Genomic DNA, 25,310 nt, shown 5'->3' with positions numbered 1-25,310 from the left:
GCCTCCGGCGATGTGCCGCGCCAGGCCACGTGGTGCGTGAAGGATGGTGCGCACATGCTCGACAACCTCGACCGCGCTTTGATTCACGCGCTGCACATCGACGGACGCGCCTCCTTCACACACATAGCCAACGCGCTGGCCGTATCCCCACAGACGATCTCCCGCCGCTATGAGAGACTGCGCGACCACGCCGCGCTCCGCGTCGTCGGGGTCCCCGACCCGCACTTGACAGGCCACGAGCAGTGGCTGCTCCGCCTGACCGCCGCGCCAGAGGCAGCAGTGGATCTCGCTCACGCACTGGTCCGGCGCCAGGACACCTCCTGGGTCTATCTCACCGGAGGCGGTACCGAGATCGTCGCAGTGCTCGAAACGCCGCTGGGCACAGCGCACGGTCACTCCCTGCTGTTGCACGAGCTGCCGCCCAGCATCGGGCTGACCGCGGTCTCCGCCCACCACCTGCTGCACACCTACGTCGGCTGGCGCACCCCCTGGCGGATGAGCGCCAAGGCCCTCACATCCCGGCAACAACGCTTGCTGGGCGGAACGAAGTTCACCGGCCGCCTGGAGTCCACCGCCGCCGAACAGTACCGGCAAATGCGGCTTTCCCCCGCGGACCACGCCCTGATGGACGCCCTGCGGCAAGATGGCCGCACCGGCGTAAGCGACCTTGCCGCCGCCACGGGCTGGTCGCCGGCCACGGTTTCGCGGCGCCTGGACAGCCTCCGCGACTGCGGAGCAATCTTCTTCGACGTCGAGATCGACTCCGCACTTCTGGGAGGCAGTACCAGAGTCCTGCTGTGGATGGCGGTCGCGCCGGCCCACGTCGACGAGGTCGCCACCACATTGTCCCGCCACGACGAACTCGCTTTCGTGGCCCACACCACCGGCCCCACCAACCTGGTGGCGCACGCACTGTGCAAGGACACCGCCGCCTTCTACCACTACCTCACCCACGGTCTCGGCTCAGTGAAGGCTATCCGTGCCTTGGAGACAGCTCCGGTTCTGCGGACTTTAAAAGCGGTGGGAGCGTCGGTCCCTCGAAGCCTACGAATGCCCCGGCCTGAGGCCCCATGAAGGGGGCGTTCCCGGGAGGGCGGGGAGGAGAGCCCGCCCCGGCGGGACGCAAAGCTGCGAGCGGACGGCCAGACGGGGCAGGGCCGCCGCTCGAAGGAGTCATCACTCCCCAACTCGCGGCGTAGGAGAGGCCCTTCGTGAGCGGGAGAGCGCATTCCGCTTCCACGCAACGTGGCCCTGGTGCAACCTGACGCAGCCCTTGATCACCAACCGTTGGAGCCTTGCGCAGGACGCGCGAGCTACCCCTCCCCGGCAGCCGGATTACGCAGCGCGCGCAGCAGGGCGGCCCCCTCTCCGTGGCTGCGGACGATGGGATAACGGCCGTGGAAGATGTGCTCGTGTATCAGCGGGGACAGCCGGGAGCGGATCTCCTGCGAGATCGCCAGCCCGCCCCGCTCCAGGAAGGCCGTGAAGCGTCGAAGAAGCTGGTGGAGTCTGCCAGCGGGTGCCCACGCCTGGTGTACCTCCCCGTTGCGAGATCGGAACTGCTGCGGCGCAATCGAGCAGCGCAACCAGCGCGAGGACGCCAACGCGCTCACCGTCACCCCGAGGTACTCGATGTCGGCGTACGACTTCTTCGCCCGCTGCGAGCCGCCGGACCCCGCCGAGGACGCCCTCGTCTACACCGGCGACGTGGACGCCGTCCTGCGCTGAAAGCCGCTCACTCCTCCTCGGCGCCGCGTGGACAGGTACCGAGGAGCTCAGCGACCGGGCGGTCCGCGGCCAGGACCTCGGCTCCGAAATCGGTCAGGTGCATGCGGTGTCCGCACTGTCCGCGGATCAAGAGCTGCCCCCGCAGGTCGCGCTCCAGGTGCTGTAGCTGGACGGTCATCGACGACGGTGACATGCCCGTGGTGCGGCAGCAGGCCGCGAGCGAGGGATAGCCCACGGTTTGCACGAACCGCAGGAGCCGACGGCGCCCGTCGACGGTACGCACGGCGGGCTGCAGAAGGACGGGGAAGCGGTCGACGCCTGGAGCGTCAGCGGGGCGTCGAGGCTTGCGCTTCTTCTTGGGCGTGCGGCGCATGGTCGCGCGGTCCCAGGTCTCTCGTGGCCGGTCAGCCAAGGTGCGTGCCCACAGCTCGACCGCTTGGACGACTTCCTGGCCCAACGGCGTGAGTTCCAGATGCCGGCCTCGGCTCGCGCGGATGAGCAGCGGGCTGCGGACGTCCTCCTCCAGACGCTTGAGTTGCATCGTGAGCGTCGCCGCGTTGATGCCGTGTGTCTGGCACCGAAGCGGAGCCGTCGATGGCCATCAACCTGGGCACCGGCTCGGGCACCACCGTCAGGGAGCTGTGTGCCGCCTTCAACCAGGTCGTCGATACGCCGCTCGCCACCGTCGATGCGCAGCCGCGCCCCGGTGACGTTGCCGGCGGCTACACTAAGAGCGACCGAGCCAAAAGGCTCCTGGGGTGGGCACCACAGCTCTCCTTGGAGGAGGGGATCCGGTCCTCGCTGGACTGGATCCCGGTACGCGAAGCGATGTTGAAGGACTGACCACGCCTCCCTCATGACGTCCCGGTCCTTCTTTCGAGTCGGGAAGCAGACGGGTTTCCACGCCAAGAAGGTGCCGCATGGCGGGAGCACGCGGCACTCCAACGGTGCTCGGCGGGGGCATCCCAGTACGCGAGGTGCGGGGCCGGCGAGGCGTACGGCTCGCGCCCGCCGATGTACCAGACGTGGTTGGCCTGGCCGGTGGTGATTTCGGTGGCGCCGTCGGGGACGCGGCCGTCGATCTTGACCACGGCGTCAGACGATGTCGCCGAGGTAGCGGGCGGGGGACTCGCCGTGGGTGAGTTCGGCGATCAAGGTGCGCAGGCCGTGGGGTAGCAAGTTGAGGCCGGGCACCTTCTTCAGCTCCACCCATTCCAGGCCGGTCTGAACATCGTCTTCGGCGTGGCCGCCGAGCTTGTCCGGGTTGCCCTCGGGCTGGCACAGGAAGATCGCTTCGACCCGGTGGTCTTCCGGGGCACCGCCGTGGTTGGCGCCGATGTATTCGCGCAGCCACAGCAGACGCGCGGGTGTGATGTCCAGGCCGGCCTCCTCGTGGATTTCGCGGCGTACCGTGGCGCCGAGGGTCTCGCCGGGATGCTGGCCGCCGCCGGGCAGGAAGTAGCAGTCCTGGCCCTCCCAGTGGGCGCGCTGGAGCAGGATGCGGTCATCGTAGAGGACGACGGCCCTGGCCGCGTTGCGGACGGTCGCGGTAACGGGTTCAGCCACAGGAAGGTCCCACCTGTGATCGGGCGGTGGGTGTTCAGCTTCAGTCCTACCTGAAGCGAGGCGACGTCCAGTGGCCATGGCCCAGACCCGAGGCCCAGCCTGCGGCCGGGCCCTGCGCGAACGCTTACTCGGCGAGGCCGGATCCCCCGACCCCGTGCTGACCCTCGTGGTCTCGATGATCGCCGCCGAAATCCATGGCCACTGCGGTCACCGTATGCTCAAGTGCCGCCGTCTCGCGATGGGCTGGACCGTGGCCCAAGCCGTGGCCGCCGCTCACCGACTCATCCAGGAGGCGGGCCTTCCAAGGTCGGGCTGACCGAACGCTCGTGGAAGGACTGGGAAGCCGGCCACCCGCCGAGCCCCGACTACCAGGATTTCTTGTGCCGCCTGTTCGCCACCACCCCGGTCTCGTTGGGCTTCGCCCACGACTACTCGCCACAGAACCCTGATCCACTTCGGAACGGGACCGCCGCGGATGCGATACTCCCCGCAAGGCAGGCATGCACCAGAAAAACTAACCCGGACGACGGGACGGAGGTGGCGGAAACGAAGCGTCGCAACGCGATCAAACTCGCCGGACTGGCCTTGGCGGCTCCGACCGCCGCCACCCAGTTCCTGGAACAGGCCGCCGCCAAAGCCATGGAGTTCACCCGGCAGGCCGAGGCCACCTCACTCGGCTCCGGCACCCTCGACCATCTCGACCTCGTGGTCACCGAGTTCAACCACGTCTACTCCCTCAAGCCGCCCAAGGCAGTCTTCGACGCCGTGCTGGACTACCGCCGCAAAGTCGACCGCTTCCTGAAGGATGACCACACCCACCGTCAGGAACGCGAGCTGCGGGCGTTCGCCGGCTGGCTGTCCGAGCTCTTAGCGTGGCTCGCCCACGACCTTGGAAACGCGCGCACCGGCCTGGCGTTCGCCACCGACGCGTTCGTCCAGGGTCGGCAGGCCGGGCGCGGCGAACTGTGCGCGTGGACCATGGAAGCCGCTGCATCCATCAACCTGTATGAACAACGGCCCACCATGGCCCGTGAAGCCGCCCTCAAGGGCCTGGCCGAAGCGCCGGCCGGTCACCCGCTGACCGTGCGGCTGCATGCCCAGGCCGCCCGCGCCGCCGCCGACGGCGATGCTGAGGGCTTCACCACCGCCTTCCCCGCCGCCGAGGACGCCCATCGGCTCCTGTAGCCCGCTCTCCCCGCCGCTTCGGCATGGACGTCCTGCCGCTCGCGGACTATGCGCTCACCTCGTATCCGGTCACCTCGTTCATCTGGCTCGGCCAAGCCGAACAGGCCCGCCGACACGCCGAACGCGCGCTCGCGACTTATGAGGCTGCCCCCGCGGCGTCCCGGTCCCCCAGCGGGAGGCCATCGCCCGCATCGACCTCGCCCTCGCCCATGCTCAACTCGACGACCGCGACGACGCGGTAGCCCTCGGCCATCAGGTCCTGGACTCCACACGGGTCGTCGACTCCGTCCGCAACTGAGCCGGAGACCTCGCCGCCTTCCTGGCCCGCCGCGCCAAGTGCGGAGCGTTGGTGGTTCTCACCGAAGGTGCGGCGCCTGCCCGATGAGTGGTTCTGACCAGCTTCGAGATCGAACAGGAGTGGATGGGCGCAATATCGACTCTCGTCGCGCAGGGCGATTCATAGCAGGCGATCCCCGGTTGGCGAAACCGAGGATCCTGCAGACCATTAACTCTGTTCATGCTCGGCTGCGCTTGGCGGTGGAGTCGTTGCAGACGTTATAGACGGCGCCGTAAACCTCGAAGGAGGCGGCAAGCGGCATCTTCTGCTGTTGCCCTCGTGGTTGCAGGAGAGGGTGTCGCTGAGGTGTAGCGCCCCATCCATCAATGGGGCATTCCCATGCCCTCAAGGAAAGCGAGTTGTCCTGTACGCTCCGATAAAGAAGCTTGCCCCGAACGCCAAGGGGCAGGTCCGATACCGCTTCGTTGTGGATACAGGGACCGGCCCTGCCACTGGGAAGCGTAAGCAGCTGACCCGTACGTTCGACACGCTAAAAGAGGCGAAGGCGGAGTACGCGCGCATCACTCACCGTCGCCACGAGGGAACCTTCGTCCCGCCAAATAAGATCACTTTGAACGAATGGCTTGACCAGTGGCTCGCCAAGAAAGCGGAAGACCTCGAAGAGACCACGATCTACAACTACGCAGTAACCCTGGACCGCGTCGGGGGGAAGCTTGGACACATTCGGCTTCAGGAACTCACCGAAGATGATGTCGAAGCGTGGATGACGTGGGCACTCCGAGAGGGGCGCGTCCGTGAAACCAAGGCAGGTCCCGGGCTGGGCGTGACCTCGGTTGATACGTCCCTCGCGCGTTTGCAGGAGGCGCTCAACAGGGCGGTGACTCGTCGTCTGGTTGCAGTGAACGTTGCGCAAGAGGTCACAATTCCACGGAGAGTACGCAAGGCGGAACGGAAGACGAAGGCATCCGTGCTCCCCTGGGCCCCTGCTGAAGTCCAGGCTTTCCTCGCGGCGGCCAGAGGGGACGACCACAGGCGGTTCTTTGCGGCCCTGCTGCTCTCGCTCATGGGGCTCCGTCCTGCCGAGGTATGCGGCCTGCGCTGGGAGGACGTAGACCTGGAAGCGGAGACGTTGAACGTTGCCAACACGCGGACGCTGTCTGGGAACAAGAAGATCATTGAAAAAGACACGAAGTCGATGGCGGGGGAGCGGCTGCTACCCCTCCCGCCGATGGTGCGCGACGCCCTGCGGGCGCTGCTTGCGATTCAGGCAGCGGATCGCTTGGTAGCCGGGGAGGCGTACGTTTACACGGGCTACGTTCTCGTGGATGAGCTCGGCACCGCGCTGAATGGTAGGCAGCTTCGCGTTCGCGCATACCTGATCACGGACCAGAGTGGTCTCCGTCGCGTACGCCTGTACGATGCCCGCGCCGCGTGCCTCACGTACCTGGCGAACAAGGGCGTGTCGGATCACACCCTTGCCCGGTGGGCCGGCCACACGAACGTCAAGACGACGAAGAAGTGGTACGTGAAGCCGGGCGTGGATGACCTCCGTCCCGCGGCGGAAGCCTGGGGCGGCTTGGTGGAGGCCAGTACCCCCTTCCGTGAGATTTTGTGAGATGTGGGAGCGTGAGCGGGTGAGCGAGAGTACGCCGAACACCCTGCAATACCGCTTTGACGGGCCAGAAGACGCCCCGGTCCTGGTCCTGGGCCCGGCCCTCGGTACCACATGGCACATGTGGGACCGGCAGGTACCCGAACTGGCCCGCCAGTGGCGCGTCGTACGGTACGACCTGCCGGGCCACGGCGGCGCGCCCGCGCGTCCCGCGGTGACGGTCGGCGAACTCGCCGACCGGCTGCTGGCCACTCTCGACGCGCTCGGCGTCGAACGCTTCGGGTACGCGGGCTGCTGCATCGGCGGCGCGATCGGGGCCGATCTCGCCCTGCGCGACCCGGAGCGGCTCGGGTCGCTCGCCCTGATCGGGTCGGCCGCCCGCTTCGGCACGGCGGACGCCTGGGGCGTACGGGCCTCCGAGGCACGCTCGCACGGTCTCGACCCCGCGGCGCGGTCCGCGCCCGAGAACTGGTTCACCCCCGGCTTCGCCGCGGCCCAGCCCGCCATAGTGGACTGGGCCGTCCACATGGTGCGCACCACCGATGTCCCCTGCTACTCCGCCGCCTGCGAGGCGCTGGCCGCCTTCGACGTCCGGTCCGGCCTCGACCGGGTCGGCGTGCCCACGCTCGTGCTCGTCGGCGCCGAGGACCGGGTGACGCCACCCGCGGACGCACGTGTCCTGGTCGCCGGCATCCACGACGCCCGGCTCGCCGTCGTCCCCGCCACGCGGCACCTGGCTCCCGTCGAGCAACCCGCCGCCGTCACCGACCTGTTGGTCGGCCACTTCTCTGCGGACTGGCGCGCGCCGCGACCGCAGGGCACCGGCGGGCGGCGGCGCGCTTCCGGTACGCCGACGGGTGGGGCGGGCGAGGCGTCTCCGGGCCTTCCGACGCCCGGTGCGCTCGGTGCGGCAAGTGCGTCCGCCGGGTCGGGTGTGGGTGTAGATGTGGGTGTAGGTGTGAGCGCGGGTTCGGGTCCGAGCGTGGGCGGGGTGGGCGGTCCGGCCGCGCCGGCCGCGCCTACGGGGGCCGGGGCGCTTGGTGGCGCGCTGGCGTCCGCCGTTGCCGGAGCGACCGGCGGCCTTGCGACGCCCACCGGGCCGGAGGCGCACGTCGCTCCGGGTGCGTCCTTCGCCGCGGGCGGGTCTGCCGGTCCGGGCCTGTCCGTAGACGCGTTCCCGACCGACCGGGATACGGCCGACGGTCTTTCGGCGCCCATAGGTCCGGCCGAGTCCATCGGTCCGGCCGCACCCGCCGGTCCGGCCGCACCCGCCGGTCCGGCCGCACCCGCCGGTCCGGCCGCGCCTGCCGGTCCGGCCGCCCCCGCAAGCTCGCCCTCGGCTACCCCGGCAGCGCCCACCGATCTTTCGGTGACGGCGCCGGGCGCGCCCGCCGGCTCGTCGATGCCTGCTGGCCCCTCCCAGGGCGCCCCGGCCGCTTCCGCCGCGCCCGCCGGCTTGTCGATGCCCGCCGGGCCGCCCCCGAGTGCCCCGGCCGCTTCGGGTGTGCCCGCCGGCGCGTCGGGGTCCGCCGGTTCGGCCCCGGTCGGCCCGGTCGCCCCCGTCGGCCCGTTTGCGGCCACGGCCACCGCAGCCACCGCGCCCACCGCTGCCGCCGCGCCCACCGCTGCCGCCGCGCCCACCGCTGCCGCCGCGGCCGCCGCGCCCTTCGGCCCGCAGGCACCCGTCGGCCCGTCCTCGGTCGTACCGGCGGATGGTCACCCTGACCCGTCCGGACCCGTGGGGGCCACCGGCCCGGGCGGCGCCCAGCCGTCGGCCTCGGCCGGCCGGGCCGCTGTCGCCTTCGCCGCCGCCGGGCCGGTTGCCGCTTCCCCGCCCTCGCCGGCCGACTTCGCCGCCGGCGAGGCGCCGACGGCGTTGATGCCGCCGATCGTCCTGGGGGACGGCCCGGTGGCTTCCGCCGGTCCCGGCGAAGGGCCGTCCGGGGGCCGGCCGCCGCGCGTCGCGGGCGCGCCGCAGGGCGTGTTCGGGCCGCCCCTGGTGGACGGCATATCGGGCGCCGCCCCTGGTCCGGCCCCTTTCGGCGCTGCGCCCGGGCCTTTCGGTCCCGTGGGCGGTTCCCGGCCGGGCGCGGCCGTTCCGGCGCATGGACCGGAAGCCATGCTGCACAACGGAACGGTGCGGGCGGACGTCTTCGGCCCGGTGGGCGCGCCGGTCGGCAGTCCCTACGCCACGGCGGGTCCCGCGCCCGTCCCCGGCCCCCCGGCGGACGGAGAACCGGCCGGCAGCGCGCGTCACGGTGTCCCGACGCCGTACGGCTCTCCCGCCGGAGAAGCCGGCCAGGCGGGTTCCGCCGCCGTGCCCGGCCCCCCGGCGGACGGAGAACCGGCCGGCATTGCGCGTTACGGTGTCCCGACGCCGTACGGCTCTCCCGCCGGAGAAGCCGGCCAGGCGGGTTCCGCCGCCGTGCCCGGCCCTCTCCGCTCGCCTGTCGTCGAGGGAGCCTTCGGGCTGGCCCAGGGTGCGTTCCCCTCTCCGGCCGGACCCGGTGCCGGTGGACTCGGCCACGGCGCCGACGCCGACCGTCCGCTGTCCGGCGCCCAACAGCCGGACGCGGTAGGGAGATTGGATGCTACGTCCGGTGGCCTGTCGTCCGCCTCCGCCGCCCCGGCGGGGGGAGTACCCGCCGCCAATCCCGGGGCGCGCGATACGGGCGCCGCGGGCTCCGCGGTGGGCCCGTCCCCGCAGGGAGACCCCGCGCGGATCGACGTGCCGACCACCGACATGTCCCCCGTGACCGCTTCCCTCCAGGAGGCGTCGCGGTCCGCGACGGACGCCCCGGCCCCCGCCCGTGTGCCGGACGCCGAGAAGTCATCGGCGGCTCCGTCCGTTTCCTCCACCGCCGGTGTAGGGGGCGTGGGCGGCCCGGTCACCGGCCCCGCCCGGGTGGACGTGCCGACGACGGACATGTCCCCGCTGCCCGCGCCGGGTTCGGCCGGCCGTGGTGGGGCGGATACCGACGCGGAGGCAGGCGGTGCGGACGTGTCGCGTGCGGGTGGGCCGGTGGCCGCGGGCTCGGCTCGTGTGGACGTGCCGACCACCGACATGTCCCCCCTCTCCGTGGCACCTTCGGTCCCGGGCGGCACTGCCTCCGGCTCCGCCCGGGCGGACGTGCCGACCACCGACATGTCCCCGGTGTCCGCACCTGGCACGGCGGCCCGTTCCGGGGCCGGAACAACACCCGCCGTCGAACGGGCCCGCGTGGACGTGCCCACCACAGAGATGTCCCCGGTCTCCGCCGTCGCCCGGCCGGACTCCGGCCGGGCGGCGGCCGGGAGGACGGGCGTCGGGGTGGGTGTGGGCCGGCAGGTCGCCTTCGGTGCGCAAGGCGGGCGGCGGGAGACGGACGGGTCGGCGGGGAGCCGGCCGGATACGTCCGCCGCGTCCGCCGCGACCGATGTGCGCTGTGCGTCATCCGGTGTATCCGACGTGCCCGGCAGCCGCACCCATGTCGCCGGTGCTACCGCCACGGAGCCGGGCGGTAGCACCGGCGGGACCACAGCCCCCACCGCACCTGGCACCTCCACCCCACCTGGCGCCCTCACCGCGCCTGGCACCTCCACGGCGCCTGGCGCCCTCACCGCGCCTCGCACCCCCGCGGCGCCTGGCACCTCCACGGCGCCTGGCACCCCCGCGGCGCCTGGCACCTCCACGGCGCCTGGCGCCCTCACCGCGCCTGGCGCCCTCACCGCGCCTGGCACCCCCACGGCGCCTAACACCCCCACCACACCTGGCACCCCCACCGCACCTGAAATCCCCACCGCGCCCGGCACCGACACCGCCACCACCAAGACCGCAGCCACCAACCCCCGCACCACACCGACCGCCACCCCCCACAGCCACACCGAACTCGCCCGCCGAGAGGCCCCCGCCCCCGGCGCGGAACAGCCCGGCGCGGACGCCCCCGGCACCGACGCCCCCGCCACACCCGACGGCCGCCCCCGCCGTGCCCGGCACCGGGCCCGGGACGCCTGCTCGGCGGACGCCCTGACCGTCGTGGGGCCGGGTGCGGACGCCGGGGCCGCTCCCGGCCCGGGTGGGGCGCTCGACGTGCGGCGGCGGGCGCTCGGGGAGGCGCACGGTGAGACGGCCGGCGCGGCGGATCCGTTCACGCGCGAGTTCGAGGACTTCGCGGCCCGTGTCACCTGGGACGAGAGCTGGTCGCGCCCGGGCCTCGACCCGAGGACGAGGGCGCTGCTCACCCTGACCGCGCTCACCGTGGGCGGTCACCTGAGGGAGCTCCCCGGCCACGCCCGGGCCGCGCTCCGGCTGGGGGTGACGCCGGGCGAGATCCAGGAGGCGCTGCGGCATACGGCCCTGTACGCCGGGCTGCCCGCCGCCCGGGCAGCGCTCGACGCGGTCCGGCCGGTCGTGGCCGACCGGCCCGTCGGGTCCCCTGAGGACGGCGAGCGGGGCGCGCCCGGCCGTCCCGACCCGCACCGCTAACGCCATCATGAGGACATGAGACTCACCAAGTACGGCCACGCCTGCGTCCGTCTGGAGAAGGAAGGCCGCGCCCTCGTCATCGACCCCGGCGGGTTCACCGAGGAGGACGCGGCCGTCGGGGCGGATGCCCTGCTGGTCACCCACGAGCATCCGGACCACTTCGACGCGGGCCGGCTGCGGGCCGCCCTGGAGGCCGACCCGGCCACCGAGCTGTGGACGCTGCGCAGTGTCGCCGAGCAGCTCTCGGCCGCGTTCCCGGGGCGGGTGCACACCGTCGGCGAGGGCGACGCGTTCACGGCCGCGGGGTTCGACGTCGAGGTCCACGGGCAGTTGCACGCCGTGATCCACCCGGACATCGAGCGGATCACCAACGTCGGCTACCTCGTGGACGGCACCCTCTTCCACCCCGGCGACGCCCTCACCGTCCCCGGCCGGCCGGTCGACACGCTGATGGTGCCGGTGATGGCTCCGTGGAGCAGGGTCGGCGACGTCATCGACTACCTCCGGGAGGTCGCGCCGCGCCGCGCGATCGACGTCCACGACGCGCTGCTCACCGACCTCGCGCGGCCCGTCTACGACCGGATGCTCGGCCCGGACGGCCCCGGCGTCGGAGGGGCGGAGCACTCCCGGCTGGCGGTGGGGGAGAGCGTCGAAATCTGACGTCCCGGCCCTCGGGCCACCCCTCGTCAGGCCACATCTCGCACCTCCCACCTCCCACCCCCCACCTGCGGAAACGGGCGTTGTCAGACCCTCCCGTTAGGGTGGCCGCATGCGCATCGCCACCTGGAACGTGAACTCGATCACCGCCCGCCTGCCCCGGCTGCTGGCCTGGCTGGAGAGCAGCCGTCCGGACGTGCTGTGCCTCCAGGAGGTCAAGTGCGCCGCGGACGCGTTCCCCTACGAGGTGCTGCGCGGCCTCGGTTACGAGGCCGCGGTCAACGCCACCGGCCGGTGGAACGGTGTGGCCGTCCTCTCCCGCGTCGGCATCACCGACGTGGTGACGGGCCTCCCGGGCGGCCCCGACTTCGAGGGCGCCCAGGAGCCCCGGGCCATCTCGGCCACCTGCGGGGCCGCCCGCGTCTGGTCGGTCTACGTCCCGAACGGCCGGGACGTCGAGCACGACCACTACGGCTACAAGCTCCGCTGGTTCGAGGCGCTGCGCGACGCCGTGGCCGCCGACGCCTCGGGCGACCGCCCGTTCGCCGTCCTCGGCGACTACAACGTGGCGCCGACCGACGACGACGTCTTCGACCCGGCCGTCTTCGAGGGCGCCACGCACGTCACCCCGGCCGAGCGCGCCGCCCTCGCCGCCCTGCGCGACACCGGCCTGTCCGACGTCGTTCCCCGCCCGCTGAAGTACGACCGCCCGTACACCTACTGGGACTACCGGCAGTTGTGTTTCCCGAAGAACCGGGGCATGCGCATCGACCTCGTCTACGGCAACGCGGCGTTCTCCGGCGCAGTCAAGGACGCGTACGTCGACCGCGAGGAGCGCAAGGGCAAGGGTGCTTCGGACCACGCGCCGGTCGTCGTCGACCTGGACGTCTAGGTCCGGCTGCTCCGGCCACTCTGTCCGCTCCGGCCGTTCCGACGGCGACCGGAGCGGGACGAGCGCGAGGACGGCCGGGCATCCTGCGTCCTGCCGGGTGCCCTGCCATCTCCCGCCCGCGCCGCAGCCCGCCGCGCCGCCGGCCGGGCCCGGCTCGCTCAGGCGAGGTGGCCGGTGACGCGCCGAAGCGCGATGGCCGTCGTCGCGTGTTCCTTCTCCGTGATGTCGCCGACAAGTTCCGTGCGCACCCGGGCCATGCGCTCCTTCGCCGTCGCGAGACCGGCGCGGCCCCGGTCCGTGAGGGCGGCCGGCCGTCGGCGTCGGCGACAACCGGCCCCGGTGCACGAGCGCGTCGGCGGCGTGGGCCGTCACCTCGGCGCCCACGCCGTAGGGCACGTCCACGGCACGGGTGCCGTCCCTGGTCAGGCCGTGCTCGGCCCGGACGACGTGGTCGAACGCCCACCACTGAGCCGGGTCAGGTCGATGCCCGCCGGGTGACGCGGGCAATGGGCGGCTGGGCGGGTGCGGCGATGCCGTTCCGCGAGCTGTTCACGGAGGTGTTCACGTTCGTCGTGATGACGAAGCCAGGAACTCGAAGGCGGTTGCGGGCAAGCCCCGCCCGGCCTCCCGCGCCTCGCCTCACTCCGGCTTCGGCCGCGACCGCAGGTACCGCATCTGCGCCTGGCTGAGATCGTGCGTCTTCCGCATGTGGCGGGTGATCACCTCCAGCTCCTCCTCCGTGTGCTCGTCGAGCAGTGCCCGCCAGGCCCCGCCGAGGTCGTCCCACACCGCGGCGACGCGGGCGACCCGCTCCGGCACCGGAGTGACCAGCACCTTGCGGCGGTCCTTCGGGTCCGGGGTCCGGGCCACGTAGCCCTCCCGTTCGAGCCGGTCCACCAGCCGGGTGGCCGATCCCGTGGTCAACCCCGTCATGTCGGCGATCTGCCGGACGGTGAGCGGCTCGTCCCCGGCCGTCAGCAGGCTAAGGCACTGCACGTCCGTCGGGTGCAGGCCGAGGTGGTCGGCGACGGCCTGGTTGAACAGCACGTATGCCGCCATGTAGCGGCGGGACTCCGTCGACAACTCCTCGTACAACCGGGCCCGACGCGGGTCTGTCACCTGGATCACACTCCCAATCGCTGCGTGGCGCAGCAATATCCCGTAATCTCCTGCGTGGCGCAGCGACTGCGCCGCGCAGCAAGTTTACGTGATCCCCAGCCCGCCCCCCCTGCCAGGAGAACCCCGTGCTCACCATCGCCGTCACCGGAGCCACCGGAGCCCAGGGCGGAGCCACCGCCCGAGCCCTGCTCGCCGCCGGTCACCGCGTGCGCGCCCTCACCCGCCGCCCCGCATCGTCCGCCGCCGAAGCACTCCGACGCCTCGGCGCCGACGTCCGCCACGCCGACTTCGACGACCGCGCCTCCCTCGACACCGCCCTCGCCGGCGCCGACTCCCTCTTCGCGGTCACCACCCCGTTCGGCACCGACACGGACACCGAGACCCGGCAGGGTGGAACCCTCGTCGACGCCGCGGCCGCCGCCCGCCTCGGGCACGTCGTGTTCACCTCCGCCGCGCACGCCGACCGCGGCACCGGGATCCCGCACTACGAGAGCAAACACCTGATCGAGCGGCACCTGCGTGCGTCCGGTCTGCCCTGGACCGTGATCGCCCCGGCGGCCTTCATGGACAACTACGCCGGTGGCTGGACCCTCGACGGGCTGCGGGACGGCGTCTTCGCCTGGCCGATGCCCGCCGACCGGCCGCTCACCCTCATCCCCGCCGCCGACATCGGCGCCTTCGCCGCGCTGGTCCTCGCGCGGCGCGACGAGTTCGCCGGCCACCGCATCGACATCGCCTCCGACGAGCTCACCCCCGCCCGCATCGCGGAGACCCTCGCCGCGGCCGCCGGCCGCCCGGTCGTCCACCGGGAAGTGCCGCTGGACCGGGTCCGGGAGTGGTCCGCCGACCTGGCGGCCATGTTCGCGTACTTCACCACCGCCGGCCTCGACGTCGACGTCGCCGGGCTGCGCCGCGCCCACCCCGAGGTCGGCTGGCACGGCTTCGCCGACTGGGCCGACGGCCAGGACTGGGCGGCCCACCTGGCCGCCGACCCCGCCTCGGCGCACCGCCACTGAGCCCCTGACGACCGCCGCACCGATGAGGAAGAACCCCCGCATGAAACCCGACAGCGTGAAACCCGACAGCGTGAAGCCCGGTGGCATGAAGCCCATCGGCTACTGGCTCAACCGCACCGACCGGGCCCTCACCCGCGCCATGGACGGCATCCTGGCGGAACACGGCCTCACCAGGACCGCCTGGCAGGCCCTCAACGTCGTCCGCGCCGGGAGTGAGAGCGTCGCCGAGGACGAGATCCTGTCGGTCCTCGCCGCCAACGCCGACGCTTCCGCGCTGCGTGCCACCGTCCGCGTCCTGCTCGACGACGGCTGGGTGAGCCGCCCCGCGCCGGGGCGGCTCACCCTCACCCCGGAGGGGAACCGGCGGCTGGTGGCGGCCGCGGAACGCGTCGACGCGTTCCGCTCCGTCTCCGCCACCGGCATCTCCCGGGACGAGTACCGCACGGCCGTCCTCGTCCTGGAGCGCATGACCCGCAACGTCGAGAACCTCGGAACCGCCGCGGCCCACGCCGACGACTGAACCACCGATCCGTGCCCGGCCGACCCGAGTCCGTCGGTCCCGCGCTCGGTGCCCCTGCGGAGGGTCCCAGCCGCTACGGAGGATCTCAGCCCTTACGGCCGGACCCTTACGGCCGGGCCCAGCCGACCCGAGCCCAGCCGACCAGAGTCCGGTCGGCCCGAGTCCGTCGGTTTCGCGCCCGGTGCCCCTATGGAGGGTCCCAGCCGTTACGGAGAATCTCAGTCCTTCCTTACGGCCGGGCCTCTACGACCGGGCCCTTACGAAACCGGGCTCCCACGGAACAGGCCCCCTACGGCACCCGGCCGCACCGAGCCCACCTCACCCCTCAACCCTCACCCCTCAACCCTCACCCCTCACCTCTCGCCCTCATCCCACCAGCCGCCGCAGATCCACCGCGTCCGCGAACGCCTTCATGCCCGCGTCGTTGGGGTGCAGGTGGTCTCCGCCGTCGAAGCGCGGCAGCATCCGGTCCGGGCGCTGCGGGTCCCGGATGGCCGCGTCGAAGTCGAAGACCGCGTCGTAGATCCCGCCGTTCGCCCTGATGTGCCGGTTGATCGCCGTGCGCTGGGCGTCGGCCGCCGCCGTGCAGTCGTGGAAGCCGCCGCATGGTGCGATGGTCGCCGCGATGACGCGCAGGCCGCGCTCGTGTGCCCGTTCCGCGATCGACCGCAGTGCGGTGATGACCTGGGTGGCCGTGGTGCCGGCGCGGATGTCGTTGACTCCTTCGAAGACGATCACCGTCCGGGCCTGGGTCTGCGCCAGTACGTCGCGTTCGAGCCGGTGGCCCGCGCTGACGCCGCTGAGCGTGGTGCTCGGCCCGCTGCCCTGGTAACGGTCGTCGACCACCCGGTTGCCGGAGATCCCGCTGTTGAGCACGCCGTACGCCGGTACCGCGTGCTGGGCGCGCAGGCGCCGGGCCAGCAGGTCGGGCCAGCGGCCGTTGGCCTCGGGGGTGGACCGTTCGCCGTCGGTGATCGAGTCGCCGAGCGCGACCACCGACCCCGGGCCGCCGCCGACGTCCACGCCGGTGAGCAGCGGCCAGTTGGTCAGCGTCCCGGTGTACGCGCCCGCGTCCCGGTCGGCCGTGCGGTCGCCGCCGCCGTCACCGGTCAGGTACGACTGCTGGTTGGTGTAGTAGTGCACAGGCAACGCCCGTACGGTGCCGGGGAGATGGACGCTCACCAGCAGACTGGTGTCGGGCGGCACCCGGAAGCCGAGCGGATCGCTGAAGCGCTGTGTCCCGGCCGGCAGGACGACCGCCTGTTTTCCCCCGAACGTGAGCGTCCGGGGAGCGGCCGCCGCTGCCGCGCCCTTGCCCCGGAGGGCCACCGTCACATGGCCGATCCGCACCGGTTCCGCGGCGAACGTGTTCTCCAGCCGGACGCGCGTCGTCGTCCCGCCCGCGCTGCCGTGCACCACCAGCCGCAGCGTCCGGTCCTTCCACGGACCGACGGCCGCGTACCCGGACGTGGGAGCGGCCCAACTGCCGGTCCACCCGTTCGAGGGAGCGCGCAGCGCCATCGAGAAGACGTGCAGTCCGGCCGACGCGCGGGGGGCCTGCGGCAGGACGACCGACTCCACCTCGCGCCCGCGGGCCACCGGCACGGTGACCGCGTGCAGGCGTGTGGTCTCCGTCCGCCGCCCGCCGGGGGTGTTGAGGTGGGGGAGGCCGACGGCCTTGGTGGTCAGCGGGCCCCGCCGCCAGTCCGGGGCGGTCAGCCGGTACGTGGTGCGGGACCCGTCGCGGTAGCGGACGGTCCCGGTGCCGCTGACGTCGCCGCCCGGCCCGGACGCCGCGCTCCCCGCGACGAGGAAGGTGAGCGCCTCGCCGCTGCCCCGCAGCCGGACGGTCTGGCCGGCCGCGCGGACGTTGTCCGGTGTCCCCGGCGCCGCGTCCGGCCAGCGCAGGGGGGCGCCGTCCACCGGCAGCTCCCGGCCGGGGGTCCAGCCCGCCGCGGCGAGGTCCTGGGCGGAGAAGGAGCCGCCCGCCCCGTCGAAGTCCGCCTCCCTGGGCCGGGCGTCGTCGCTCACCGCCTTGTTGTCGAAGAGCCGCTCCAGGGGGAGCGGCTCCTTCGCCGGTTCGGCCGGCGCGCCGGGGCGGGCGAGGGCCGGGGCGTTCGCGAAGGCGACGGCGCAGACCGCCCCCGCCACCACGGCTCCCGCCGCCCCCCGCCGTCTGTGCCGCCGCTTCGTGAGTGCCGTGCCGTGCGCTGTCCGGAGCATGCTGCTCATGCCTCCCGTGATTCCCCACGCTGAATGTGGCGGGATGAAGTTAGGGAGACCACCGGACCGCGTCAAGGAGGCCGCCGGGCATCGTCCCGCCGGTCCTCCCGCCGCGTGCGGGTGGTGGGGCCATCTGCGCGAGTGCGATCCTTGCCGGTATGAACATTCCCTTTTTGGACGGCTGGCGCAGGCGGCACGACGCGGCACGCGGGGGCGCCGCGCACGGCACGGCCGACTGGGACCCGGAGGGCCTGGCCGAGCTGCTGTCGGAGTGCGAACTGCTGCGCGCGCAGGCGGAGTCGGCGGGCGTGACGCTCGACGACGGGCCGTCCTCCCTGGACGCCCTCGACCAGTTGCAGCCGCGCTGGCGCGGCGACGAGGAGCTTCAGTCCTGGCTGGGCAACGACGCGGGGCTGTACCTGGGGACGGTGCTGGTCCGCACCGTCGGCGGCGCGGCCTGGCACATCCGGTCCGACGGCCAGCCGGTGGTCCGGCTCGCCGGGGGCCGTGAGGTGGACGTGGTGGAGACCGGGCACGCCTGGGCGGAGGACGGCGCTCCGGAGCTCTCGCAGGTGTACGCCGAGCTGTCCGAGAACTGACGGCGGGAGGCCGGGCCCCGCAGGGGTGCCCCGCCGGCCCCGGGCCGGACCCCGGACGGGGTACCCGGTCGGACCCCACACCGGGCCCCTGCCGGCCCCCACACCGGGCGCCCCGGGTGGGCCGAGACCGAGCCGCCCCCCCCGCACCGGGCTCACACCCCGCGACCCCTGACTCCGGGCCCCCGCATCGGACCCCTTCCGGGGCCCCGCACCGGGCGCCCCCGGCTCTGGGCCGGGACCAAGCCACCCCCCCCGCACCGGGCCCACACCTCGCGCCCCTGACCCCGGGCCCCCGCATCGGACCCCTTCCGGGTCCCCGCACCGGGCGCCACCGGGTTTAAGGCCGGGACCGAGCAACCCCCGCACCGGACCCCTTCCAGGGCCCCCGCACCGGGCCCACACCCCGCGCCCTCTGGCCCCGCGCTCCCGCACCGGGCGCCCCGGGTTTGAGGCCGGGACCGAGCCACCCCCCGCACCGGACGCACATCCCGCGGCCCCCTGCCCCCGCGCGCCCGCCCCCTCCGTACTCGGCTCGCCGGGGACCGGCCCCTCACCCCGTGAACGGAATCACGTACTCCAGCCGCCACCGGTCCGCCCGCACCACGATGTCGGACGTCTCCACCGCCCGCTCGTCCCCGTCGAAGTGCGTCCGCTCGACGACCGTCACGCACTGCCCGGCCGCGCAGCCCAGCGCCTCCGCCTCCGGCGTGGTGGCCGGCCGGGAGCCGACGAGCTCGTGGGCCCGGACGACCCGTACGCCGATGGCCGCCAGCCGGCCGCGCACACCCCGCCGGGCGTACGGCCCGCGCTCGGGGTGGACGACGTCGGTGCCGGCGGTGACGGACAGCGGCTCCCAACTGGTGGCGAGCTGCACGGGCCTGTGGTCGGCCAGGTACTCGTACTCCGTGCACAGCACCGGATCGCCCGGGGCGATGCCCAGACGCTCGGCGATCCGTGCCGGGGCGGGCGCCTCGGCGGAGGACGCCTCCCAGGTCAGCGCGGTCCCCCCGGGCGGCCGGCCGGACGGCAGGCCCTTGTCGCGGACGGTGTGGATCTCCGCCGCGAACGGGGTGTCGACCGCGCCCGTGGTGCGCAGCAGGGTGCCCAGCGGCGCCCGGTCGGCGACGAACACCCCGCGCCCGAACTGCCCCTCCGCGTACCCGGCGGCCTTGAGCACCCGGACCGCCCGGTCGACGGTCTGGTCGCTGGCCGCGTAGGCGCGTTTGAGCTCGGAACGGGAGGGGATCCGGGCGCCGACGGTCAGCGAACCGTCGTCGATGCGCCGCCGCAGGTCGTCCGCGATGCGCAGATATACGGGCCTGCTGTCGCCCACTCCGGGCTCCCTTCCCCCTGGCCGTCGACCGGCCTCGATCAGCCGCGCCGACCGCCGGCCGCCGTCCGCCGTCCGCCGACCGGTCGGCCGCCGACCGGCCGTCCCTTGACTGTCCCCTGCCTGGTCCTGCCCTGACCTTGCCGTCCCCTGGTTCTGCCCAGGCCGTCCCCTGCCCTGCCCTGGCCGACCCCGAGTCCTCCCCTGGCCGACCCCGAGTCCCGCCCTGGCCGACCCCGAGTCCGCCCTGGCCGACCCCGAGTCCTGCCCCGGACGTGCCCCGGACGTGCCACGGTCCGCCGGTTCCCCCATCCGGACCACAGGCTAGGTACCCAGGCTGGGTCTGTGTACCTAGGAAAGCCCTGGTGGTCACCGGCGGACGGCGGGGGAGGGCGACGTGCGGGAGGGGCGAATGTCGGGCTGGTACCCCTCTGTACGCGTGTCGGCGGTGACGTCCCGGAACGCCCCTGGATAGGTTGCTGCGACCGGCCGGTCCGGACAGGGCGAGAGTGAGTTGGGCAGAGCATGGCCGTCGATCCGCTGATCGAACTGCGTGGCGTCAACAAGCATTACGGGAAGCTGCACGTCCTCCAGGACATCGACCTCACGGTCGGCCGGGGGGAGGTGGTGGTGATCATCGGTCCGTCGGGTTCCGGGAAGTCCACGCTGTGCCGGACGATCAACCGGCTGGAACCGGTCGACTCCGGAACCATCACCCTGGCCGGGCAGCCGCTCCCGGCGGAGGGCCGGGCCCTGGCCCGGCTGCGGGCCGAGGTGGGGATGGTCTTCCAGTCCTTCAACCTCTTCGCGCACAAGACCGTCCTCGCCAACGTCTCACTGGCCCAGGTGAAGGTCCGGGGCCGGGGCAGGGAGGAGGCCGACCGGCGCTCGCGCGAGCTGCTGGAACGGGTGGGGCTCCTGGCCCACGCGGAGAAGTACCCGGCCCAGCTCTCCGGCGGCCAGCAGCAGCGCGTGGCCATCGCCCGCGCCCTCGCCATGGACCCCAAGGCGCTCCTCTTCGACGAGCCGACCTCCGCCCTCGACCCGGAGATGATCAACGAGGTGCTGGAGGTCATGCAGCAACTCGCCCGGGAGGGCATGACGATGGTCGTCGTCACCCACGAGATGGGCTTCGCCCGCTCCGCCGCCAACCGCGTGGTCTTCATGGCCGACGGCCGTATCGTCGAGGACCGCGTCCCCGAGGAGTTCTTCACGGCCCCCGAGAGCGACCGGGCCAAGGACTTCCTCTCCAAGATCCTCAAGCACTGAGCGGGTGACGCACATGGCACACCGCACCGCGGGCCGGGCCCTCGGCGCCCTCGTCGCTCTCACCGTCCTCGCCCTGCTCGCCGCCGCCTGCGGCAAGGAGGGCAGCCCGCCCGTCAAGGGACCGGCCCCCGGCGACCTCCCCGCGTACCGCGTCGCCACCGGCTTCACGCTGCCGGAGTCGGCCGGCTGGCGGGCGGCCAGGGGCCGCGGTCACCTCACCGTGGGCGTCAAGGAGGACCAGCCCTACCTGGGCGAGAAGGACCCCGCCACCGGTCACTACTCCGGCTTCGACATCGAGATCGCCCGGATGATGTCCGCCTCCCTCGGCTTCGACCCCAAGACCCTCGCCTTCCGCACCATCGCGTCCGCCAACCGCGAGACGGCCCTGCAGAACGGCCAGATCGACTACTACGTCGGCACCTACACCATCAACGACCTGCGCAAACGCCAGGTCGGCTTCGCCGGGCCGTACTACGTCGCGGGGCAGGGGCTGCTGGTGCGCAAGGACGAGAAGGCCGTCGAGGGCCCTCAGGACCTGGACGGCAAGCGGGTCTGCTCGGTCGCCGGGTCCACCCCGTTGCAGCGCATCCGGCGCGAGTTCCCCAAGGCCCAGGCCGTCGCCTACGACACGTACTCCATCTGCGTCGACAACCTGCTCAGCCTCCAGGTTTCCGCCGTCACCACCGACGACACCATCCTTATGGGCTTCGCCGCCAAGGCCCCGGACGAGCTGAGACTGGCCGGGAAGCCGTTCTCGAAGGAGCCGTACGGCATCGGCGTCCCGCGCGGCGACACCGCGCTGCGCCTGGCCCTGGACGACGCCATCGAGGAGCACGAGCGGAACGGCGACTGGAAGAAGGCGTACGACGCGACGCTCGGCCGGTCCGGCGTCCCCGCGCCGAATCCGCCGGCCGTCGACCGCTACGGCACCGGGAGGGCCACGCCGTGAACGTCCTGACCGACAACCTCTCCCGCTACGGGGAGGGTCTGCTCGGCACCGTCGAACTCACCGTCTACGGCTCGCTGCTGGCCCTCGTCCTCGGCTTCCTGATGGCTTCGTTCCGCGTCGCGCCCGTCGCCGCGCTGCGGGCCTTCGGCACCGTATGGGTGACGGTCCTGCGCAACACCCCGTTGACGCTGCTGTTCTTCGCGGTGGTGCTGGGCCTGCCGAGGTTCGGCGTGGTGCTGCCGTTCCGGCTGTTCGCGGTGCTCGCGCTCGGCTGCTACACCTCGGCGTTCATCTGCGAGGCGGTCCGCTCCGGCATCAACACCGTCCCCGTCGGCCAGGGCGAGGCCGCCCGCAGCCTCGGCATGACCTTCGGGCAGACGCTCGGCACGGTGATCCTGCCGCAGGCGTTCCGGTCGGTGATCCCGCCGGTCGGCTCCACGCTCATCGCCCTCGCCAAGAACTCGGCCATCGCCGGCTCGTTCAGCGTCACCGAGCTGCTGGGCACCTACAAGACGCTCAACGAGCTGGGCTACGACATCATCTGGACCTTCGTCTGGATCGCCGTCGGCTACCTGATCGTGACCCTGACCATCAGCGCGGTCTTCAACGTGCTGGAGAAGCGGTGGGGAGTGGCCCGGTGACCGGAACCGCCCTGTACGACATCCCCGGCCCGCACACCCGCCGGCGGCACCGCCTCTACGGCCTGATCGCGAGCGTCGCGATCGCGGCCCTCGTCGGCTGGGTGGTGTACCTCCTCTTCGACACCGACCAGTTCACCGCGCGGAAGTGGACGCCGTTCGAGTACGTCGGCATCCAGGAGATGCTGCTGCGCGGCCTCGCCAACACCCTCCGCGCCTTCGGCTACGCCGCCGCGTTCTCGCTCGTCCTCGGCGGGCTGCTGGCGGCCGGGCGGCTCTCCGACCACCGGCCGCTCCGCTGGGCGGCCACGGTGGTCGTGGAGTTCTTCCGGGCCATGCCCGTGCTGGTGATGATCTTCTTCGTCTTCGTCGCCCTCAAGGTCCAGCCGCTGCCCGCCCTCGTCACCGGCCTCACCCTCTACAACGGGTCGGTGCTCGCCGAGGTCTTCCGCACCGGCGTCGACTCCGTCGAGCGCGGGCAGCGGGAGGCCGCCTACGCGCTGGGGATGCGCAAAACGCAGGTCATGACGTACGTCCTGGTGCCGCAGGCGGTCCGGGCGATGCTGCCGACGATCATCAGTCAGCTCGTCGTCGCGCTGAAGGACACCTCGCTCGGCTTCCTCATCACCTACGAGGAGTTCCTGCACGCCGGCAAGCTGATCGCGGGGAACCTGGACTACGGGCTGCCGTTCATCCCCGTCGTCATGATCATCTCGCCGGTGTACATCGGGATGTGCATGCTGCTGTCCTGGCTGGCCACCTGGGTCGCCAAGCGGCAGCGGCGCAGCGTCAAGACGGAGGCGGTGGAGGTGGCGCCGGCCGAGCCGGGGACGCTGCTCCCCGGCCCGGCGGGGCACCACACGCAGCCGTAGCGCATGGGCGCGCGCGGCCGTAGCCCCGTCGAAGGGATCAGGCGTCCGCGCCCAGCCACAGGTCGGGGCCGAACACCTCGTAGTGCAGGTCCGCCGGGGCGACGCCCGCCGCCAGCAACTGCGCCCGCGCCGCCCGCATGAAGGGGAGCGGCCCGCAGAGGTACGCCACGGCGCCGGCCGGGACGCCGATCGCCGACAGGTCCGCGTAGCCGGTGCGGTCGGCGGGCCACTCGCCCTCCGGCCGCTCGTACCAGACGTGCGCCTCCGCGTCCGGCAGCTTGGCGACGAGCCGGCGCGTCTCCTCGCGGAAGGCGTGCTCGGCCTCGCCGCGGTCGGCGTGGACGACGATGACGCGGCGGGCCGAACCGGTCGCGGCCAGGTGGGCGAGCATGCCGGTCATCGGGGTGCAGCCGATGCCCGCGGACACGAGGACGACGGGCCGGCCGTCCACCTCGTCCAGCACCACGTCGCCGAACGGGAGGCTCACCCGAAGCTCCGCTCCGACGCCCACATGGTCGTGGAGGTGGTTCGAGACCTCGCCCGCCGGGTCGCCCGGGACGCGCTTGACGGAGAAGCGGAGGGCGTCGTCCGGCCAACCGGAGAGGCTGTACTGACGGATCTGCCGGGCGCCGTCGGGCAGTTCGACGCGGACCGACACGTACTGGCCGGGGCGCCCGGCGGGCAGCTCCCGGCCGTCGGCCGGCCGGACCTCGAACGTGACGACGTCCGCGGTCTCCCGGTGGCGGCCCACGACGCGGCAGGGCAGGAACACCTCGCCGGCCGGGACGCCCGCGCCCTCGTACAGCCGGGACTCCAGGGCGATCAGCGCGTTCGCCATCAGCCAGTAGACCTCGTCCCAGGCCGCCGCCACCTCGGGAGTGATCGCCTCGCCCAGCACCTCGGCTATCGCGGCGAAGAGGTGCCGCCGGACCAGCTCGTACTGTTCCGCCGTGACACCGAGCGCCGCGTGCTTGTGCGCGATGCGGGACAGCATCGCGTCCGGGCGGACGTCCGGGTGCTCCACCAGCGCCGTGGCGAACGCGGCGATGGCCCCCGCGAGGGCCTGGCGCTGCGATCCGTTGGCCTGGTTGCCGCGGTTGAAGAGGTCCCGCAGCAGGTCCGGACGGTCGGCGAACAGCCTGTCGTAGAAGAGCGGGGTGATCTCGCCGATGGCCCCGCCGACGGCGGGCAGGGTCGCGCGGACGATCTCGGTCGACTTCGGGGACAGCACGGCGGCTCCTCGCGGTTCGCGCCCCGGACGGATAATGCGCATCCGAGACTCGTATTTCAGGGTGTGCGGGCGCCGCGTGGCGGACGGCGCCGTTTTGCTTCGGGTCAGTCGAGTGGGTCGGGTCCGGCGGTCAGACTCAGCAGGACCGGCCCGGTGGGCTGCCGGACCAGGTCCTCCACGGTGAGCGGGTCGAGCGCGGCGTAGAAGGCCTCCTGCGCGTCGCGCAGCGCCCCCCGCAGCCGGCACGCCCCGCGCAGCGGGCACGGCGTCTCGTCCTCACAGCCGACGACGTCTCCCGTGCCCTCCAGGGCGCGCACCAGCCGGCCGACCGAGCCCGTCAGCCCCAGGGAGGTGAGCGTCAGCCCGCCGCCCCGGCCCCGCCGGGTCTCCACGACCCCCAGGTGCGTCATACGGCTGACCACCTTGGCCGCGTGCGTGTACGGCACCCCCACCGCGGCCGCCACCTCGCGGGTGGTGGGCGCGGCGGCCTCGGGCCCGCCGGATGTCACGGCCAGGCGCATGGCGATGCGCAGGGCGATGTCCGTGCTTTTGGTCAGTCGCACGGATGTACTTTATCTAATCGGACTTTCGGAGTCGTATTAGGGGGCGGTCTCTCGCGGCGGACCGGTCCGGGCTGCTTCGGCCCGCTTCGGCCTGCTTCGGCCCGCTTCGGCCTGCTCCGGGCGGTCCGGCTCGCGAAGGGGAGCCGGCGCTCGCCGCCGGCGCACACCGCCGCGTCGGCTCGTGACGGCTGGTCGTGGTGAACCGGCCGGCCCGGCGCCCGTCGCCCGGCCGGTTCGGCGGCGCCCGGCGCCCGGCCCGGCCCGGCTCGGCCCGGCTTGGTCCAGCCCGGCTTGGCCCGGTGTGGGACGTGGCGTGGCGCGGCCGGGTGTGGGACGTGGCGTGGCGCGGCCCGGTGTGGGGCGCGGTCTGGCGCGGCAGGAAGGGCGCCGTCGCCCGCGGACGGCCGCTGATCCGGCGTCACGTCCGGCCGTCCGTTCCGCCGGCCCGCGCGTCGGCCTCCGCGCCGGCCTCCGCGTCCGCGCCGGCCTCCGCGTCCGCGCCGGCCTCTGCGTCCGCGTCCGCCTCCGCGCCGGATCGCCGCCGTCCGCCACGTTCTCCGCCCGCGTCCTCCGTCGGG

22 protein-coding genes and 1 pseudogene are annotated in these 25,310 nt (G+C 73.0%); 16 read left to right on the top strand and 7 right to left on the bottom strand.

The annotated features are described in order from the left end of the window. Positions 1–54 precede the first annotated feature (54 nt). Together ACZ6X9_RS10820 and ACZ6X9_RS10815 are read left to right on the top strand one after the other, a co-directional pair. Positions 55–1,074 (top strand): Lrp/AsnC family transcriptional regulator, encoded by a 1,020-nt coding sequence (locus tag ACZ6X9_RS10820; RefSeq protein WP_469777588.1) that lies wholly within the window; start codon positions 55–57, stop codon positions 1,072–1,074. Positions 1,075–1,545: 471 nt separating this feature from the next. Continuing rightward, positions 1,546–1,728 (top strand): hypothetical protein, encoded by a 183-nt coding sequence (locus ACZ6X9_RS10815; RefSeq protein ID WP_469777587.1) that lies wholly within the window; start codon positions 1,546–1,548, stop codon positions 1,726–1,728. A gap of 7 nt (positions 1,729–1,735) precedes the next feature. Here ACZ6X9_RS10815 and ACZ6X9_RS10810 read toward each other — a convergent pair whose 3' ends face one another. Further along, positions 1,736–2,290 carry a helix-turn-helix domain-containing protein gene (locus tag ACZ6X9_RS10810; protein ID WP_469777683.1) on the bottom strand — a complete coding sequence of 185 codons (555 nt, stop codon included), beginning with the start codon at positions 2,288–2,290 and terminating at the stop codon, positions 1,736–1,738. 32 nt (positions 2,291–2,322) lie between these two features. On the opposite strand from ACZ6X9_RS10810, the gene ACZ6X9_RS10805 reads away from it, so the two are divergent. Next, positions 2,323–2,571 carry a hypothetical protein gene (locus ACZ6X9_RS10805; RefSeq protein ID WP_469777586.1) on the top strand — a complete coding sequence of 83 codons (249 nt, stop codon included), beginning with the start codon at positions 2,323–2,325 and terminating at the stop codon, positions 2,569–2,571. Between the two features lie 252 nt (positions 2,572–2,823). Here ACZ6X9_RS10805 and ACZ6X9_RS10800 read toward each other — a convergent pair whose 3' ends face one another. Beyond that, positions 2,824–3,294: an NUDIX domain-containing protein gene (locus ACZ6X9_RS10800; protein ID WP_469777585.1), complete on the bottom strand. Its 471-nt coding sequence runs from the start codon at positions 3,292–3,294 to the stop codon at positions 2,824–2,826. Positions 3,295–3,831: 537 nt separating this feature from the next. Here ACZ6X9_RS10800 and ACZ6X9_RS10795 point away from each other — a divergent pair. The 6 genes and pseudogenes from ACZ6X9_RS10795 to ACZ6X9_RS10770 all read left to right on the top strand — a co-directional run bounded on the left by ACZ6X9_RS10795 (position 3,832) and on the right by ACZ6X9_RS10770 (position 12,403). Then, positions 3,832–4,479, top strand: a complete 648-nt coding sequence (locus ACZ6X9_RS10795) for a hypothetical protein (RefSeq protein WP_469777584.1) — start codon at positions 3,832–3,834, stop codon at positions 4,477–4,479. A 632-nt stretch (positions 4,480–5,111) separates the two neighbouring features. Continuing rightward, positions 5,112–6,392, top strand: a complete 1,281-nt coding sequence (locus tag ACZ6X9_RS10790; protein WP_469777682.1) for a tyrosine-type recombinase/integrase — start codon at positions 5,112–5,114, stop codon at positions 6,390–6,392. Between the two features lie 19 nt (positions 6,393–6,411). Continuing rightward, positions 6,412–7,189, top strand: a pseudogene (locus ACZ6X9_RS10785) (alpha/beta fold hydrolase); the annotation flags it as partial. Between the two features lie 602 nt (positions 7,190–7,791). Then, on the top strand, positions 7,792–10,854 hold the full coding sequence (locus tag ACZ6X9_RS10780) for a carboxymuconolactone decarboxylase family protein (RefSeq protein ID WP_469777681.1): 3,063 nt from the start codon (positions 7,792–7,794) through the stop codon (positions 10,852–10,854). 15 nt (positions 10,855–10,869) lie between these two features. After that, positions 10,870–11,514: an MBL fold metallo-hydrolase gene (locus ACZ6X9_RS10775; RefSeq protein ID WP_469777583.1), complete on the top strand. Its 645-nt coding sequence runs from the start codon at positions 10,870–10,872 to the stop codon at positions 11,512–11,514. A 109-nt stretch (positions 11,515–11,623) separates the two neighbouring features. Further along, positions 11,624–12,403, top strand: a complete 780-nt coding sequence (locus ACZ6X9_RS10770; RefSeq protein WP_469777582.1) for an exodeoxyribonuclease III — start codon at positions 11,624–11,626, stop codon at positions 12,401–12,403. Between the two features lie 639 nt (positions 12,404–13,042). On the opposite strand, the gene ACZ6X9_RS10765 is transcribed toward ACZ6X9_RS10770, so the two are convergent. Continuing rightward, positions 13,043–13,531, bottom strand: coding sequence for a MarR family winged helix-turn-helix transcriptional regulator (locus tag ACZ6X9_RS10765; protein WP_469777581.1), 489 nt, complete (start codon positions 13,529–13,531; stop codon positions 13,043–13,045). Positions 13,532–13,647: 116 nt separating this feature from the next. Here ACZ6X9_RS10765 and ACZ6X9_RS10760 point away from each other — a divergent pair, with 116 nt between their 5' ends. Both ACZ6X9_RS10760 and ACZ6X9_RS10755 read left to right on the top strand, forming a co-directional pair. Further along, positions 13,648–14,538, top strand: coding sequence for an NmrA/HSCARG family protein (locus tag ACZ6X9_RS10760; RefSeq protein ID WP_469777580.1), 891 nt, complete (start codon positions 13,648–13,650; stop codon positions 14,536–14,538). A gap of 40 nt (positions 14,539–14,578) precedes the next feature. Continuing rightward, positions 14,579–15,058, top strand: coding sequence for a MarR family winged helix-turn-helix transcriptional regulator (locus tag ACZ6X9_RS10755; RefSeq protein ID WP_469777579.1), 480 nt, complete (start codon positions 14,579–14,581; stop codon positions 15,056–15,058). 366 nt (positions 15,059–15,424) lie between these two features. Here ACZ6X9_RS10755 and ACZ6X9_RS10750 read toward each other — a convergent pair whose 3' ends face one another. Next, positions 15,425–17,281 (bottom strand): SGNH/GDSL hydrolase family protein, encoded by a 1,857-nt coding sequence (locus ACZ6X9_RS10750; protein WP_469777680.1) that lies wholly within the window; start codon positions 17,279–17,281, stop codon positions 15,425–15,427. 158 nt (positions 17,282–17,439) lie between these two features. Here ACZ6X9_RS10750 and ACZ6X9_RS10745 point away from each other — a divergent pair, with 158 nt between their 5' ends. Beyond that, positions 17,440–17,880 (top strand): DUF6278 family protein, encoded by a 441-nt coding sequence (locus tag ACZ6X9_RS10745; protein ID WP_469777578.1) that lies wholly within the window; start codon positions 17,440–17,442, stop codon positions 17,878–17,880. Between the two features lie 550 nt (positions 17,881–18,430). Here ACZ6X9_RS10745 and ACZ6X9_RS10740 read toward each other — a convergent pair. Next, complete coding sequence (locus ACZ6X9_RS10740; RefSeq protein ID WP_469777577.1) at positions 18,431–19,213, bottom strand: GntR family transcriptional regulator; 783 nt, start codon at positions 19,211–19,213, stop codon at positions 18,431–18,433. A gap of 522 nt (positions 19,214–19,735) precedes the next feature. Between ACZ6X9_RS10740 and ACZ6X9_RS10735 the strand changes: the two genes are divergently transcribed. Genes ACZ6X9_RS10735 through ACZ6X9_RS10720 form a run of 4 tightly spaced genes read left to right on the top strand, consistent with a single transcriptional unit; the run spans position 19,736 to position 22,938 of the window. Then, the gene (locus ACZ6X9_RS10735) at positions 19,736–20,479 is read left to right on the top strand and encodes an amino acid ABC transporter ATP-binding protein (RefSeq protein ID WP_469777576.1); all 744 of its coding nucleotides are present in this window, start codon (positions 19,736–19,738) and stop codon (positions 20,477–20,479) included. Between the two features lie 13 nt (positions 20,480–20,492). Next, on the top strand, positions 20,493–21,428 hold the full coding sequence (locus ACZ6X9_RS10730) for a glutamate ABC transporter substrate-binding protein (protein WP_469777575.1): 936 nt from the start codon (positions 20,493–20,495) through the stop codon (positions 21,426–21,428). Further along, a complete protein-coding gene (locus ACZ6X9_RS10725) occupies positions 21,425–22,069 on the top strand; it encodes an amino acid ABC transporter permease (protein WP_469777574.1) in 645 nt (214 codons plus the stop codon). Before ACZ6X9_RS10730 ends, ACZ6X9_RS10725 begins: the two co-directional genes overlap by 4 nt. Continuing rightward, positions 22,066–22,938: an amino acid ABC transporter permease gene (locus tag ACZ6X9_RS10720; protein WP_469777573.1), complete on the top strand. Its 873-nt coding sequence runs from the start codon at positions 22,066–22,068 to the stop codon at positions 22,936–22,938. The genes ACZ6X9_RS10725 and ACZ6X9_RS10720 overlap by 4 nt, the downstream gene beginning before the upstream one ends. Positions 22,939–22,975: 37 nt before the next feature. Here ACZ6X9_RS10720 and ACZ6X9_RS10715 read toward each other — a convergent pair whose 3' ends face one another. Next, a complete protein-coding gene (locus tag ACZ6X9_RS10715) occupies positions 22,976–24,169 on the bottom strand; it encodes a globin domain-containing protein (RefSeq protein WP_469777572.1) in 1,194 nt (397 codons plus the stop codon). Between the two features lie 104 nt (positions 24,170–24,273). Further along, a complete protein-coding gene (locus ACZ6X9_RS10710) occupies positions 24,274–24,732 on the bottom strand; it encodes an RrF2 family transcriptional regulator (protein ID WP_469777571.1) in 459 nt (152 codons plus the stop codon). Positions 24,733–25,310 lie beyond the last annotated feature (578 nt).

The organism is Streptomyces sp. NPDC052910 (genome assembly GCF_055585605.1).
The sequence above is the reverse complement of the archived record's forward strand: the minus strand, read 5'-3'. Positions and strand labels throughout refer to the sequence as shown.

What these genes read in the sequence shown, in the direction of transcription:
- ACZ6X9_RS10745 (WP_469777578.1), top strand. Translation starts at nt 17,440, where the DNA reads ATGAACATTCCCTTTTTGGACGGCTGGCGCAGGCGGCACGACGCGGCA.
- ACZ6X9_RS10770 (WP_469777582.1), top strand. Translation starts at nt 11,624, where the DNA reads ATGCGCATCGCCACCTGGAACGTGAACTCGATCACCGCCCGCCTGCCC.
- ACZ6X9_RS10805 (WP_469777586.1), top strand. Translation starts at nt 2,323, where the DNA reads ATGGCCATCAACCTGGGCACCGGCTCGGGCACCACCGTCAGGGAGCTG.
- ACZ6X9_RS10730 (WP_469777575.1), top strand. Translation starts at nt 20,493, where the DNA reads ATGGCACACCGCACCGCGGGCCGGGCCCTCGGCGCCCTCGTCGCTCTC.
- ACZ6X9_RS10820 (WP_469777588.1), top strand. Translation starts at nt 55, where the DNA reads ATGCTCGACAACCTCGACCGCGCTTTGATTCACGCGCTGCACATCGAC.
- ACZ6X9_RS10775 (WP_469777583.1), top strand. Translation starts at nt 10,870, where the DNA reads ATGAGACTCACCAAGTACGGCCACGCCTGCGTCCGTCTGGAGAAGGAA.
- ACZ6X9_RS10755 (WP_469777579.1), top strand. Translation starts at nt 14,579, where the DNA reads ATGAAACCCGACAGCGTGAAACCCGACAGCGTGAAGCCCGGTGGCATG.
- ACZ6X9_RS10780 (WP_469777681.1), top strand. Translation starts at nt 7,792, where the DNA reads ATGCCTGCTGGCCCCTCCCAGGGCGCCCCGGCCGCTTCCGCCGCGCCC.
- ACZ6X9_RS10750 (WP_469777680.1), bottom strand. Translation starts at nt 17,281, where the DNA reads ATGCTCCGGACAGCGCACGGCACGGCACTCACGAAGCGGCGGCACAGA.
- ACZ6X9_RS10735 (WP_469777576.1), top strand. Translation starts at nt 19,736, where the DNA reads ATGGCCGTCGATCCGCTGATCGAACTGCGTGGCGTCAACAAGCATTAC.